Source organism: Paenibacillus radicibacter (assembly GCF_024721995.1).
GTDB classification, from domain to species: Bacteria; Bacillota; Bacilli; order Paenibacillales; family NBRC-103111; genus Paenibacillus_AM; species Paenibacillus_AM radicibacter.
The window spans coordinates 535,657-550,744 of record NZ_JANQBC010000001.1 but is presented as its reverse complement, the minus strand read 5'-3'; the positions used below and the strand labels follow the sequence as shown (position 1 = coordinate 550,744).

At 42.0% G+C, this 15,088-nt stretch carries 13 protein-coding genes; 11 read left to right on the top strand and 2 right to left on the bottom strand.

Annotation, left to right across the window (positions count from 1 at the left end):
* Window positions 1-43 precede the first annotated feature (43 nt).
* The gene (glnA, locus tag NV379_RS02920) at window positions 44-1,372 is read left to right on the top strand and encodes a type I glutamate--ammonia ligase (protein WP_258205767.1); all 1,329 of its coding nucleotides are present in this window, start codon (window positions 44-46) and stop codon (window positions 1,370-1,372) included.
* A gap of 233 nt (window positions 1,373-1,605) precedes the next feature.
* Here glnA and lexA read toward each other — a convergent pair whose 3' ends face one another.
* A complete protein-coding gene (lexA, locus tag NV379_RS02915) occupies window positions 1,606-2,229 on the bottom strand; it encodes a transcriptional repressor LexA (protein WP_258205766.1) in 624 nt (207 codons plus the stop codon).
* A gap of 245 nt (window positions 2,230-2,474) precedes the next feature.
* Between lexA and NV379_RS02910 the strand changes: the two genes are divergently transcribed.
* The 3 genes from NV379_RS02910 to NV379_RS02900 all read left to right on the top strand — a co-directional run bounded on the left by NV379_RS02910 (window position 2,475) and on the right by NV379_RS02900 (window position 4,057).
* A complete protein-coding gene (locus tag NV379_RS02910) occupies window positions 2,475-2,873 on the top strand; it encodes a LysM peptidoglycan-binding domain-containing protein (protein ID WP_258205765.1) in 399 nt (132 codons plus the stop codon).
* Window positions 2,874-3,056: 183 nt separating this feature from the next.
* Window positions 3,057-3,257 carry a DUF896 domain-containing protein gene (locus NV379_RS02905; protein ID WP_258205764.1) on the top strand — a complete coding sequence of 67 codons (201 nt, stop codon included), beginning with the start codon at window positions 3,057-3,059 and terminating at the stop codon, window positions 3,255-3,257.
* Window positions 3,258-3,259: 2 nt separating this feature from the next.
* Window positions 3,260-4,057, top strand: coding sequence for an HAD family hydrolase (locus tag NV379_RS02900; RefSeq protein WP_258205763.1), 798 nt, complete (start codon window positions 3,260-3,262; stop codon window positions 4,055-4,057).
* Window positions 4,058-4,137: 80 nt separating this feature from the next.
* Here NV379_RS02900 and mtnD read toward each other — a convergent pair whose 3' ends face one another.
* Window positions 4,138-4,680, bottom strand: a complete 543-nt coding sequence (mtnD, locus tag NV379_RS02895) for an acireductone dioxygenase (RefSeq protein ID WP_258205762.1) — start codon at window positions 4,678-4,680, stop codon at window positions 4,138-4,140.
* 227 nt (window positions 4,681-4,907) lie between these two features.
* Between mtnD and metH the strand changes: the two genes are divergently transcribed.
* The 7 genes from metH to NV379_RS02860 all read left to right on the top strand — a co-directional run bounded on the left by metH (window position 4,908) and on the right by NV379_RS02860 (window position 15,075).
* Window positions 4,908-8,351, top strand: coding sequence for a methionine synthase (metH, locus tag NV379_RS02890; RefSeq protein ID WP_258205761.1), 3,444 nt, complete (start codon window positions 4,908-4,910; stop codon window positions 8,349-8,351).
* A 27-nt stretch (window positions 8,352-8,378) separates the two neighbouring features.
* Entirely contained in the window at window positions 8,379-9,302 is a 924-nt protein-coding gene (rnz, locus tag NV379_RS02885; RefSeq protein WP_258205760.1) for a ribonuclease Z, read from the top strand.
* Between the two features lie 86 nt (window positions 9,303-9,388).
* Window positions 9,389-9,733: a hypothetical protein gene (locus tag NV379_RS02880; RefSeq protein ID WP_258205759.1), complete on the top strand. Its 345-nt coding sequence runs from the start codon at window positions 9,389-9,391 to the stop codon at window positions 9,731-9,733.
* A gap of 77 nt (window positions 9,734-9,810) precedes the next feature.
* Window positions 9,811-10,032, top strand: a complete 222-nt coding sequence (locus NV379_RS02875) for a hypothetical protein (RefSeq protein WP_258205758.1) — start codon at window positions 9,811-9,813, stop codon at window positions 10,030-10,032.
* Between the two features lie 145 nt (window positions 10,033-10,177).
* Window positions 10,178-12,466, top strand: a complete 2,289-nt coding sequence (locus tag NV379_RS02870; RefSeq protein ID WP_308860237.1) for a DEAD/DEAH box helicase — start codon at window positions 10,178-10,180, stop codon at window positions 12,464-12,466.
* Between the two features lie 78 nt (window positions 12,467-12,544).
* Window positions 12,545-14,116 carry a ribonuclease H-like domain-containing protein gene (locus NV379_RS02865; RefSeq protein WP_258205757.1) on the top strand — a complete coding sequence of 524 codons (1,572 nt, stop codon included), beginning with the start codon at window positions 12,545-12,547 and terminating at the stop codon, window positions 14,114-14,116.
* Window positions 14,117-14,235: 119 nt separating this feature from the next.
* The gene (locus NV379_RS02860) at window positions 14,236-15,075 is read left to right on the top strand and encodes a deoxyribonuclease IV (protein WP_258205756.1); all 840 of its coding nucleotides are present in this window, start codon (window positions 14,236-14,238) and stop codon (window positions 15,073-15,075) included.
* Window positions 15,076-15,088: the final 13 nt, after the last annotated feature.

The following is a 15,088-nucleotide window of genomic DNA, read 5'->3' as shown; positions in this document are numbered from 1 at the left end:
CTCTAGATAAATTAGAGCTTGTAACCATGGAGGAGGAGTTAAGATGAGTTTCACAAAAGAAGATATTCTGCGTATTTCTCGTGAAGAAAATGTTCGTTTTATCCGTCTACAATTTACGGATCTATTAGGTACAATCAAAAACGTAGAAATCCCTGTGAGTCAACTTGAAAAAGCGCTTGACAACAAAATGATGTTTGATGGTTCTTCCATTGAAGGTTATGTTCGTATTGAAGAGTCCGACATGTACTTAGTACCGGATCTCAGCACGTGGGTAATTTTCCCATGGGTAACAGAAAGCCGTGTTGCTCGTTTAATTTGTGATGTTTACATGCCAGATGGCAATCCATTCGATGGAGATCCACGTGGTATTTTGAAAAGAGTACTTAAAGAAGCAGAAGAAATGGGTTATACGGCGATGAACGTAGGGCCAGAACCTGAATTCTTCTTATTCAAAACAGATGAAAAAGGCAACCCAACATTGGAACTGAATGACCAAGGTGGCTACTTTGACCTTGCTCCGACAGATATGGGTGAGAACTGCCGTCGTGAAATCGTATTGACACTTGAAGAAATGGGTTTTGAGATCGAAGCTTCTCACCATGAGGTAGCACCAGGTCAACACGAAATCGACTTCAAATATGCAGATGCGATTAAAGCAGCTGACCAAATCCAAACATTCAAGCTTGTTGTTAAGACGATTGCTCGTCAACACGGTTTGCATGCAACATTTATGCCGAAGCCATTATTCGGTGTGAACGGTTCGGGTATGCACTGTCACCAATCCTTGTTCAAAGGCAAAGAAAACACTTTCTATGATGAGAGCGATAAGTTGGGTTTAAGTGAAACAGCTCGTCAGTACATGGCTGGTATCTTACACCATGCTCGTGCTTATGCAGCGATAACAAACCCAACGGTTAACTCCTATAAGCGTCTAGTTCCTGGTTATGAGGCTCCTTGTTATGTAGCTTGGTCCGCTTCCAACCGTTCACCAATGGTTCGTATTCCAGCTTCACGTGGTCTAAGTACACGTATTGAAGTTCGTAATCCAGATCCAGCTGCGAACCCTTACCTTGCACTTGCAGTTATGCTAAAAGCAGGTTTAGATGGAATTAAGAACAAGATGCAAAGCCCTCCTCCAACAGATCGTAACATTTACGTGATGACGGAAGAAGAGCGCATTCAAGAAGGAATTCCAAGCTTGCCACTTAACTTGAAAAATGCACTTGATGAGCTTGTAGCAAGTGAAGTAATGAGTGAAGCACTTGGTGAGCACGCATTACAACACTTCTACGAACTGAAAGAAATCGAATGGGATATGTATCGCACGCAAGTTCACGCTTGGGAACGCGATCAATACATGACATTATACTAATATCATCTACCCCTTGGCGCTCTAAGCGTTGAGGGGTTTTATTATTGGAGGGTACTTATGTATAAACAATGTAATGAATGATCATGCCCGACAATCAGCTGAACATTATACATAAGAATGAAGCAGTTCTAACTGGTTTTAGTAATTCGTCTATCACCGTGTGAACAATAAAAATCCCCTCCAGAATCATTTCTTACTGATTCTGGAAGGGATCTTTATTGTATTCATGATGATTAAATATCTCTAAATAATCCAATCACTTTACCTAAGATCGTTACGTTGTTCAAACGGATCGGCTTCATTGCTGAGTTCTCCGGTTGTAAGCGGATATGATCCTTTTCTTTGTAGAAACGCTTAACCGTCGCTTCATTCTCTTCTGTCATTGCAACAACAATTTCACCGTTGTGGGCAGTCTGTTGCTGACGAACAATAACATAATCTCCATCATGAATGCCTGCATCGACCATGGATTCGCCCATAACGCTTAACATAAACACGTTATCTTCCTTCACAAGATGAGCTGGAAGTGGGAAGTAATCTTCGATATTCTCTGTTGCAGTAATCGGTAGACCAGCAGTAACTTTACCAATCAGTGGAACACGGGCAACGGAAGGGAAGTTTTCAATTCCATTCTCGTTATCATTACCATGTAGGACTTCAATTGCTCTTGGTTTAGTTGGATCTCTACGAATGAGTCCTTTTCTTTCAAGACGATCAAGGTGTCCGTGCACAGTTGATGAAGAAGCAAGTCCAACGGCCTCTCCAATTTCACGAACGGATGGTGGATAACCTTTGGCTTTTACTTCAGTTTTGATAAAATCAAGAATAGCAAGTTGACGCTGAGAGACCTTGCTCACGAGTATCCCTCCATAATATGTAATAATTAATTTTTATTATATCACAGAACTCGAGTTCGTACAAACATAAGTTCGAATATTACCTGAATTTCTCAATAAATTGCGATTCATCTCAAATTTTGTCATTGTTCGCATTGACACAAACGTTTGTTCGTGTTAATTTATGAATAAGAACAAACGTTTGGGGTGTGTTAATCATGTATTTTATGACAAGTGAACATTCAACTACTATATCTAAACCTACTATGAATAAGAGAGCTAATATTGCGAATCCTCGCAGCGTAAGAACGACTAAACAATCTGCGAACCTAAATGGAACTTTAAAGAAACATCGTCGTCTTGTTCGTGTCATGTTATTGGTTCTATTAATTGTAGTCGCTGCTTGCGGCGGTGCAATTGTACATACTTATGCTGCTCAAGCAGGAAATTCGGTTTCAAGCTCGCAACCAGATCCATCTATTCCTTTTCATGGTGCGAATGATAAAATTATTGTAAATCCAGGTGAGAGTCTCTGGTCAATTGCAACTGAATTTGTTCCTAAAGGAATGACTGTACGAGAATATATGCGTAAGCTTCAACAAGTAAATGGAATGAAACATACGAATTTAGAAGCAGGACAAGCCCTGATTATTCCTACTTATTAATAATATCTAAAGACTTTTTAAAGATTTGAGTGTGTTGTCATCGTTATTCGTTCCTGTGTGATAATCAGTAATTTTTTCTTCATATCCTCCAACTAGTCCTCAAACTTGACATTGATCGTATGTAGTGGCAAAGTATTAGCAGAATCCACTGTACGAATGATGTTACGAGGAGGCAATAGACAGATGGAAGATACAATTAAACGCATAAATGAATTGGCCCGTAAACATAAAGCACAGGGGTTAAGTGAAGAAGAAACTGCAGAGCGTGATGTACTTCGTAAAAAGTATATCCAATCTGTTACTGGTAATTTAGAGTCACACTTAAAAACAATCACAGTTGTTGATGAACATGGGAATGAATTGAAGCGAAAAAAGGGGAAATAGAGATGACAATTAAAGCAATTCTATTCGATCTTGATGACACTTTACTATGGGATGAGAGAAGTATTAAAGAATCTTTTCGTGTGACATGTGAAGAAGCAGCTAAACATGCGAATGTACTCCCGAATGAATTAGAGGATGCTGTACGTAAAGAAGCGCGTGGGTTATATTCAACTTATGAAACATTCCCGTACACGAAGAATATTGGAATTAACCCTTTTGAAGCACTTTGGGGTAATTTCTTAAAGGGTGAAGATGAGAATCTATTCAAACTTCGTGAGATTGCACCTACATATCGTATGGAAGCTTGGACACGTGGATTGCGTGCTTGTGGGGTTGAGAATGAAGAACTCGGACAAAGATTAGGTGAAATGTTTGCAGCAGAACGTCGTATGCGTCCAATTGTATATGAAGAAACGTTCAAAGTACTGCAACAGTTGAAAGAAAAGTACAAGTTGCTGCTTCTAACTAACGGCTGCCCTGACTTGCAACAAGAGAAACTAGATGGGGTTCCTGATCTTGCACCTTATTTCGATGAAATTATTATTTCTGGTAATCATGGTCAAGGTAAGCCAGCAGATACGATCTTCTGGCGTGCTGTTGAGTCCTTAGGAATTGATCCATCAGAAGGTATTATGGTTGGCGATAAGCTTACGACTGATATTCTAGGATCGAATCGAATCGGCATGAAGAATATGTGGATCAATCGTCATGGTGCGACTCGCACAGATGAGATTATCCCATCTTATGAGATTGACCACTTATCGCAAATTGATCAAATTATTGAAAGTGAACAGCTCTAATACTTTTCATACGAACAAACCGCTCTATTCTTAAATCAAGAATAGAGCGGTTTTATTTGTATTTCCTACCTATGATCCAATTAGGCCTTAATAAATGATTCATCTTGGAACGGATGTGCAATCCAGCCTTCTGTTTCAATAAACAAGCGAACTGCAACGATTTGTTTGTTTTCCATTAAAGTGAAGAAATGCGGCTTGTGCTCTGGAACGGAAATAACATCGCCAGCTTCAAGTTCAACATCGAAGTATCCGACTTCGTCTGTTCCCTTAATGATAAAGATACCTTTACCAGCAGCAATTGCACGTACTTCATCTTCGGTATGTGTATGAACTTGCTCGAATTTTTTGAGAAGTTCATCTAAATTAGGGGTTGCTTCGGATAGTGCAATAATATCCCACGTTTGATATCCACGGCGAGCAGCAAGATCCTTGATCTCAGGCTCGAATGTACTTAGGATTTGTTGTTTCTCTTCGTCAGAAAGTATGAATTTTTCTTGCAATTCAGCTGGCAGCTTGCTGGGGTTCCAATGTTCGTATAAGACTTCTTGTGAATCTAGAAAAGCGCGAACATTCTCTTCGCCACTAATGCGCTCACCTGTATTACGAATATGAATTTCAGCCATGATAATCCCTCTCTTTTCCCATAGGATATTAAGTATTATAGTGTAATTTCATACTGATGTCGATGAAACTGCCTATCTATTTTGAAAATAGGAAGGATATTCTTTTCAGTAGGGTTTGATTCTGATACACTTATTTTTAAAATAATTCATTTTTATATTAATTATTGAAAAAATTGTTGAAACAAATGAAATTGGTGACCTGGAGTAGAGAGAAGGAGAGCAGAGAAATGACCAAACGTACCTTACAAGAACAGTTAAAACATAAAATATTAATATTAGATGGTGCCATGGGAACGATGATCCAAGCAGTAGACTTAACGGCTGTGGATTTCGGTGGAGACGAGCTTGAAGGTTGTAATGAGATGCTCGTATTGACTAGACCTGAAGTGATTCGAAATATACATGAACAATATTTTGCCGCCGGTGCAGATATTGTAGAAACGAATACATTCGGCGCAGCAAGTGTCGTGCTTGCAGAGTATGACATTCCGCAGCGTGCCAGAGAGATCAACCTTGCAGCAGCAAAACTTGCGATAGAAGCAGCAGAGAAATATTCGACGCCAGAGTGGCCACGTTATGTTGCAGGTGCTATTGGGCCAACGACGAAGACTTTGTCTGTAACAGGTGGTATCACTTTCGAAGAATTGGAAGAGAGTTACTACGAACAAGCTCTAGCATTAGTTGAAGCTGGTGTTGATGCCATATTACTAGAAACATCTCAAGATACACTTAATGTAAAAGCGGGCTCAATTGCGATTCGAAGAGCTTTTGCTGATGTAGGTGTTGAATTACCCATAATGATTTCAGGAACGATTGAGCCAATGGGGACTACCCTTGCTGGGCAAAATATCGAGTCTTTCTATATTTCACTTGAACATTTAAAGCCGATTTCGATTGGACTTAACTGCGCGACTGGCCCAGAGTTCATGCGTGATCATATCCGTACGTTATCTGAGATTGCGAGTACGTCTATTTCTTGTTATCCGAATGCGGGGTTACCCGATGAGAATGGTCACTATCATGAATCACCAGAATCATTAGCGAAGAAGATGGCAGCATTTGCAGAGCAAGGTTGGCTCAATATTGCTGGAGGTTGCTGTGGTACAACACCTGATCACATCCGTGCATTAGCAGATGCGCTCGCACCGTTCACGCCACGTCCATTAACAGGTTCACATGTTCCAGCTGTATCTGGTATTGAAACAGTTTACATCGAGCCAGAGAATCGCCCATTCATGGTTGGGGAACGTACGAATGTATCGGGTTCACGTAAGTTCAAACGCTTGATCAAGGAAGGTAAATTTGAAGAGGCTTCCGAAGTCGCGCGTGCCCAAGTGAAGAATGGGGCGCATATCGTTGATATTAACTTACAAGATACAGATATTGATGAAGCGTATGCGATGGAGACGTTTATCCAACAAGTAGTGAAAAAAGTAAAAGTGCCAATCATGATTGACTCGACATATGATCATATCATTGAATTAGGACTTAAATATTCGCAAGGAAAGTCAATCATTAACTCCATTAACTTAGAAGATGGCGAAGAGAAGTTCAAGAATGTGGTCCCTCTTATGCATAAATACGGTGCTGCGGTTGTCTGTATTCTTATTGATGAACGTGGTCAAGCTGTGAGTCGCGAAGCGAAGATGGAAGTCGCGACAAGATCCTATGAACTCTTAACTGGAAAATATGGTATTCAGGCACATGACATTATTTTTGACCCGAATATGTTCCCAGTTGGTTCAGGAGATCCACAATATATTGGTTCTGCTGTAGAGACAATCGAGGGAATTCGGATGATTAAGGAGAAATATCCTGCATGCAAAACGATTCTTGGTCTAAGTAATATCAGCTTTGGTCTGCCTGATGCAGGTCGTGAAGTATTAAACTCGGTATACTTGTACCACTGTACAAAAGCAGGTCTAGATTATGCGATTGTAAACACAGAGAAGTTGGAACGTTATGCATCGATCCCCGAGCATGAACGCAAGCTGGCTGAAGAATTGATCTACAATACGACAGATGAGACGTTAGCTAGTTTCGTTGCTCATTTCCGTGAGAAAAAGGTGGAGAAGAAAGAGAAGATTTCGAATCTAACCTTGGAGGAGCGTTTGTCCTCTTATGTGGTGGAAGGAACGAAAGAAGGGTTAATTCCAGACTTGGATTTAGCACTTGAAAAATATCCGCCGCTCGAAATTATCAACGGACCGCTTATGACAGGAATGGCAGAGGTAGGTAGACTGTTCAATAACAATGAGTTGATTGTAGCTGAGGTACTGCAAAGTGCGGAAGTAATGAAATCATCTGTTGCCCATCTGGAGCAATTCATGGCAAAGGATGAAACCGCGGTTAAAGGGAAGATCATTCTTGCAACTGTTAAGGGCGATGTACATGATATTGGTAAAAATCTTGTAGAAATTATTTTATCGAATAATGGGTATCAGATTGTGAACTTAGGCATTAAAGTACCGCCTGAACAATTAATTGAAGCTTATCGCAAGGAAAAGCCTGATGCGATTGGTTTATCTGGACTTCTAGTTAAATCTGCTCAGCAGATGGTTGTAACGGCTCAGGACTTGCGTAACGCAGGTATTGATGTGCCAATCATGGTTGGTGGCGCTGCACTTACACGTAAATTTACGAAAACTCGAATTGCACCTGAATATGAGGGACCTGTTCTCTATGCTAAAGATGCGATGGACGGTCTGGATCTTGCGAATAAATTGAGCGATCCTATACAGCGCAAGCGTTTAATCCAAGAACTGCGCGAAAGCAAGGAATCCGATGTAATGGAATCGGGTAAAGCAGATGTGTCGATGCCTACGCTCACGCGAGTCAAGAACTCAACGGTAAAACGTGATCTACCTGTACAAGTACCTCCAGATACGGAGCGCCATGTCCTTCGTGATTATCCGATTGGCCACTTGATGCCTTATGTGAATATGCAAATGTTGCTCGGTCATCACTTAGGGTTAAAGGGAAAAGTAGAGAAATTAATCGCAGAAGGTGATGAAAAGGCGATTGGACTTAAAGAAACCGTAGACGGTATTTTGCAAGAAGCTCAGCGAGACGGTATTATTAAAGCACAAGGGATGTATCAATTCTTCCCGGCGCAGTCACAAGGTGAGACTATCTTTATTTACGATCCACAAGATCACACGAAGGTGCTGCAAACTTTCACATTCCCACGTCAAGCGACAGAGCCTTATCTGTGCTTAGCGGATTATTTGAAATCCGTTGATAGTGGGGTTATGGATTACGTTGGATTCCTTCTTGTTACGGCAGGACATGGTGTCAATGAGATTGCTCGCGAGTGGCGCGATTCTGGGGATTACTTACGTTCCCATGCGCTGCAGTCTACAGCACTCGAGCTTGCGGAGTCGTTCGCAGAACGAATTCATCACATCATGCGTGATGTATGGGGGATTGCGGATTCGGCGACAATGACGATGCAAGAGAGATTTGGTGCAAAATACACCGGACAACGCTTCTCCTTCGGATATCCAGCATGTCCGGACTTGGATGATCAGAAGCAGCTATTTGCGCTGATGAAGCCGGAGGATATCGGTGTTGAATTAACGGAAGGATCGATGATGGAACCAGAAGCATCTGTTTCGGCAATGGTGTTCGCGCATCCTGAGGCTCGTTATTTCAACGTAGATAAAGTGTAATTCATTACGATTGGAGCAAGAAATAGATTGGAACTCTATTTTCTAGGTACGGGGGCAGGAATGCCCTCTAAAGAACGAAATGTAACAGCGATAGCACTTAGCCTGCTCGCTGAGCGTGGTACGTATTGGTTGTTTGATTGTGGAGAAGGTACACAGCATCAAGTACTTCGTACACCTGTTAAGCTGAGTAAGCTGGAGAAAATTTTCATTACACATTTGCATGGTGATCATATATTTGGGTTGCCGGGACTATTGTCTTCACGTTCGCATCATGGTGGTGATACACCGCTTACGATATATGGACCACGTGGTATAGAAGCGTATGTACGTCAATCACTTGCTATCAGTGGCTCTCATCTTAACTATGAATTAATGATTACTGAACTTGATAATGAAGGTATTATCATAGAAGATGAGACATTTACAGTAGAGATGAAACGACTGGATCATCGGATTGAATGTTTCGGATACCGGATCATTGAACGTGATCTTCCAGGTCCGCTTCTTATTGATAAACTTCGACAGGAACGAATTCCTTCGGGTCCGATTTACGGTCAGATTAAGCAAGGGGGAATAGTTACTCTACCTGATGGAAGGGAAATCAACGGGGCAGACTATATTGGGGCAACTATTCAGGGACGAATAATTACAATTTTAGGAGATACGAAGCCGTGTGCAAACTCGCTTGAACTTGCCAAAGGTGCTGATGTACTCGTGCATGAAGCGACGTTTGATGCACAGAAGAGTGATCTAGCTAGAGATTATGATCATTCGACATCGGTTGAAGCTGCTACGACTGCAAGAGATGCAGGAGCTAGAGTGCTCATCATGACACATATTTCGGCTCGTTATCAAGAGGATGGGGCAAAGCAATTAATTAATGAGGCACAGGAGATTCATTCGAATGTGCATCTTGCTGAAGATTTTTGGGTTTATGCTGTTCGGCGATAGTACTTACGATCTTTCTATAATTTAACTAGTCTGATAATGCAACATTTGAACTTGAAATGCGTATATATCATGGGGGGGACATGTCGATGAAGCATGCCATGATTCGGATCATGACCATTGTATTAATAATCGGAGTACTACTCGTCGGCTGTTCTCAAGCACAAGCGCGGCCTAGCAAACAGACGAATATCGAAGTTTCTCCATCACATGTATCAAGATTTTCATATCGGAACTTGTTAAATACACATAATATTTATAAACAGATGGACAATATTTTCTTTTTAATGAAAAGTTCGAAGAAGATGAACGGATTTATGCGTTGGACACGTCCCAATTCAAATACGTTCAAAGACAAGATTAAAGGCAGCCTTAAAAACTTTTATCACAAGAAACGAAAAGGTTCGTCTAAGCGTATTACATTAGAAGCATAAGAAGTTCTCCATTTGTTGAATGAGCACACCCTTTTCAGGAAAAAATAGGGTGTAGATTACTTTGCTGAGGTGAAATGATGAAATATACGAGTCAAGACATTATCATTATTGAGCAAGCCCTGCAAACTGCTATGCAAATAGAGACGAATCCAAGTAAAATTGAGGGAATCCGTGAAGTTTTAACCAAACTTCGTGAAAGTGCAGAGGTTGCTCTGCAAAGTGATCGTGATGACTTACTAGAAGAAGAAGCCTACAGCAGTACGCGTTTCGATTACGATGATTCCTCTGATCCCATTTAACTTTTCCCGGGAAAGCGCAGAAACTGACAGCAATGTCAAATCTGCGCTTTTTTTGCGTATAAAGAAGTAGATAGTCTATTGTTGAAAAGCGAACGTGTATTCTGTAAGATGTTAGTATATAGCAGTAAAGGGGAACGAATGGATTATGAATCATTTGACCGGAAAAGTTGCCTCGATTGAGGAGTTTATAGATGTAATGCGTCAGAAGGAAGAGATCATGTCAGGGATTACGTATTGGCATACAATTCCGGAGCGAGAAGCGAAAATCGCAGATTTTCCAGAAAACCTTCATCCTAAAATTCGCGAAGCGCTGTCTGGGCGTGGCATTCATCATTTATATACGCATCAGCGAGATGCTTTTGTAGGAGCTACTTCAGGTAATCATGTTGTTACAGTAACACCTACTGCATCAGGTAAGACGCTTTGCTATAACTTACCAGTACTACAGCAAATTCTAGAGAATGATAGCAGTAGAGCACTTTATTTATTTCCCACCAAAGCACTTGCGCAAGACCAAGTGTCAGAGCTTCAAGAAATGATTCAAGTAATGGGTGTTGATCTTAAATCGAGTACGTACGACGGAGATACGCCACCTTCGGCACGGACAGCCATTCGCAATGCTGGACACATTGTTGTGACGAATCCGGATATGCTCCATTCCGCGATATTACCCTTACATACGAAATGGGTGAAATTGTTCGAGAATCTAAAATACATTGTCATCGATGAAGTTCATGCGTATCGCGGGGTTTTTGGTTCACATGTGGCGAACGTGATTCGTCGATTGAAGCGGATATGCCGATTCTACGGGTCTAATCCGCAGTTTATTTGTGCATCAGCTACGATTGCGAACCCGAAGGAACATGCTGAGAAGCTGATTGGGGAAACGGTTCAATTGGTTGATAATAACGGTGCACCATCAGGCGAGAAGCATTTTGCCTTCTACAATCCACCAGTTGTGAACCCGCAGCTTGGTATTCGCAGAAGTTCGGTTCTGGAGGCTCGGAAAATAGCGGCACTGCTTCTTAACAGCGGCATTCAGACGATTGTGTTTGCGCGTTCGCGTGTACGAGTTGAGATATTACTATCGTATTTACAAGAGCTCATACGTAAAGATCTAGGTCCAAAGTCAATTCGTGGTTATCGAGGTGGCTATTTACCTCAGCAGCGAAGGGAAATCGAGCGAGGTTTACGTCAAGGGGAGATCCGTGGTGTTGTCAGTACGAATGCCCTTGAACTTGGCATTGATATTGGTCAACTGCAAGCCTGTGTGTTGTGTGGGTATCCGGGCACGATTGCGTCGACTTGGCAGCAAGCAGGTCGTGCAGGACGTCGAATGGAAAGTTCACTCACTGTACTTGTTGCAAGCTCAGGACCACTGGATCAGTATGTGATCTCTCATCCAAGATTTTTCTTCGACCGTCCGCCAGAGCAAGCGCGGATTCATCCGGACAATTTGCTCATTCTTGTTGATCATGTGAAATGTGCGGCATATGAACTTCCTTTTGAAGAGGGAGAAGAGTTCGGTGGTGAACCTCTGACAGATCTACTTGATTTTCTTGCGGAGGAGAAAGTGCTGCATCATGTCGGTAATCGCTGGTATTGGATGGAACAATCATTCCCTGCACAGTCGATTTCCCTTCGATCTGCAGCGCAAGAGAATTTCGTCATTATCGACATTTCCCATGGTTCCCGCGTTATCGGTGAGGTGGATCGATTCTCAGCGCCGACCTTAATTCATGAAGAAGCAATCTACTTGCATGAAGGCGTACAGTATCAAGTGGAAAAGCTCGATTATGAAGAAAAGAAAGCGTTCGTGCGGGAAGTCAGTGTTGAATATTATACAGATGCGAATTTATCTGTGCAGTTAAAAGTACTACATGTGTTTAAGGAAGAGCAGAAGTTTAGTCTGGATCGGCAGTTCGGCGAAGTGACGATTAACGCACAACCCACGATTTTCAAAAAAATCAAACTGCACACGCATGAGAACATTGGATCTGGACCGATTCATCTTCCTGAAGAAGAATTGCATACAAGCTCTTACTGGTTCTCCTTCCATGATGAAGCAGCGAAGCAATTCTCGAAAAATGATATGCAATACGCATTACTTGGGCTTGCAAATGTACTCGTTCATATTGCGCCGCTATACTTGATGTGCGATCCACAAGATATTCGCGTTGTACCGCAGGTACGTGCTTTGCATAACAAGAAACCGACGATTTTCTTCTATGATCGTTATCCAGGTGGAATTGGTCTGAGTGAGAACTTGTATGAGATACATGGTTCCTTGTTAGAAGAAGCACAGCGAATTATTCGAGAATGCGGCTGTCTTAGCGGATGTCCGGCATGTGTAGGTCCTATAGAAGAAGTAGGTTTACAGGGAAAAGAATTAGCGATGAAGCTACTGAATGTGATGGATGGTTCATTAACGTGATAAATAGTTTCTGTAGGGATAAGATTAGTGAATACCTAGTAATAGCCAAGAAATACCATTTGAAAGTGAGGTGAGGAAATGAGCGGACTTCGTGATCGATTAATGCGATTAAAGAGTGCAGGGCACTTGAAAAATGCTGAGCAAGAAACAAGGGATGAACGCAATGACATGGATATTGAGACGAATAAGAACGAGGATGTTCGACAGGGACTTGGTGAAATTAAGGTTGAAGGCAGATACAATCATTTTAGTGATAATGAGTATAGGAACAAGGACGACAGGGATGTTGAGACACCAATTCGTTACCGTAAATTCATTGAGCTGGAATCAGAGCGTAAACCTAGTGAACAAGAAGTAGCGCAGAACCATGATCATGTCGATCCGGCAATCGAACCTGCGAATGATGCTGGTGCTGAGTCGTTGACAGGAGAACTTTCGCAGTTACCTGTAGGATGGCGACTTCTGGGTGCGCATCTTGTTACCAACGAGTGGGGTTCATTTATTTTACGTCGTAAAGTATATCCGAGTACGGCGTTTCACGGTAACTATGAACTAAGTATGCTCCGTAGTTATGTCTCTTCACTTGAAGCTTTTCAAAAAGAAGGGCAAGTAGAGGTTATTGCAACACAAGAGCAGTTGTTGTTCTTCGATACGGAGACGACAGGACTTGGAGTAGGAGCGGGTAATGTTCCATTTATGATCGGAATGGGGTATTACGAGGATGACTCCTTCATTATGGAGCAGATGTTCATTCGCAATGCGAGCGAGGAACGCGCGATGCTGCACTATTTTCTCGAGCGATTAAAGAAATGTACACACATTGTCTCCTATAATGGAAAAACTTTCGATTGGCCGCTCGTGCTTAGTCGCCTTGTAATGAATCGGATGGCAAGTGAATGTCCAGAGCTTCAACATATTGACCTACTCCATTGTTCACGCAGTGTGTGGAAGCATACACTTCCTACTTGTAAATTAAGTACGGTGGAAGAGGATCGCTTAGGTGTACATCGACATGATGATGTACCTGGTTCGCTTGCTCCAATCCTCTATTTTCAATATTTAGCAGAAGGAAATCCGACGATACTTAGCGGGGTATTCGATCATAATGAACTGGATGTGCTGTCACTTGCAGCGCTTTCGATTCATTTTGCGAAGCTATTAGATGGGGTTGTACTGACTAGCGATGTACCTACTGAAGAGCGGTTTCGATGTGCATTATGGCTAGAGAAAATGGGTCGTACGGAGCTTGCTGAAGAGAGAATGGATGAGATATTACAAGAAATTTTGTTATCTTGTTCGGAAAATGACCGCATCTGGCGCGGTGATGTACCCGTTCAGATGGCTGCTTGGTATAAGAAGCGAGGTATCACAAAGTATGCAGTCGCTTTATGGCAACGTTTGATCGATTATAGTACGGATCGTTTCGGCACGTCTGTTCAACCTTTCGTAGAGCTAGCCATGCATTATGAGCATCGTGAACGCAACTTGGTAAAAGCACTTCATTATGCGCAATCCGGCGAACAAATGCTGAGAAAGCGCAAGTCGCTAAACCGTTACTCGAATGTGGATTCAACACCTTTGTCGGAAATGACCCACCGGATTCAGCGTTTGAAGCGTAAATTAGGCGATGAGCAGCAGTTATCTTTGTAAAAGAAATGAAATGTCTTCAACTTGTAACAGTTTGTTTCGAATATTTTAACCTTAATATGGCAATATAGATGACGTAGTGATGATCACACATCTTAGATTCGTGGTTTGGAGCGAAGATCATGTATTATGTAGGTGCCCATGTCTCAACTTCCAAAGGCTATTTAGCTGCTGCAGAGCGTGTTCATGCGATGGGTGGGAATGCGTTTCAATTTTTCCCAAAAAATCCACGAACGTTAATCCCTAAGAAATCGATTAATGAACAGGATGCGAAGGCTTGTGCAGCTTATTGCAAAGAGAATGAGATTGTTTCCATTACGCACGCACCCTATCCACTTAACTTGGCAGTAGGTCCAGAGAACTCGGCAATTATGCTGGAGTCCATGCTCAACGCGCTTATGATATCTGATGCATGTGGAGCTATGGGTCTTGTTGTGCATTTCGGCAATTATCATGGTGAAGATCGCTTACAAGGGTATCACAATCGCATTCAGCTACTGAATCAGGCGACTTCGTTATGGTCTGGGAATACGCTTATTCTAATTGAGAATCAAGCAGGTGAAGGGCATGGTGAGGGTTCGACTTTCGAGGAAATGACGACGATTCGGAATTTATGTCAAGAACCTGAGAAGATCGGATTTTGCCTGGATACGTGTCATGCGTATGCATCAGGATTGTGGAAGGGATTCGATTGGGAAGAAGTTGCGCTTAAAGGGCAAGCGGTTGGTTACTTTGATCATTTGAAAGCGGTTCATTTGAATGAATCGAAGTTTGCTGCAGGCGAGAAGCGGGATCGGCATGCACCGATTGGTTATGGAAAGATTGGAGAGACACATTTGAAGTCGATGCTCCAGTCCCCATTTTTACAAAACATACCGATTGTACTGGAGACACCTGCAACTGATTATGCGACACATCCGCAACAATTAAATGACGTTAAACGATTATTGTTAGAATCATAAGGGGGAAAATGAT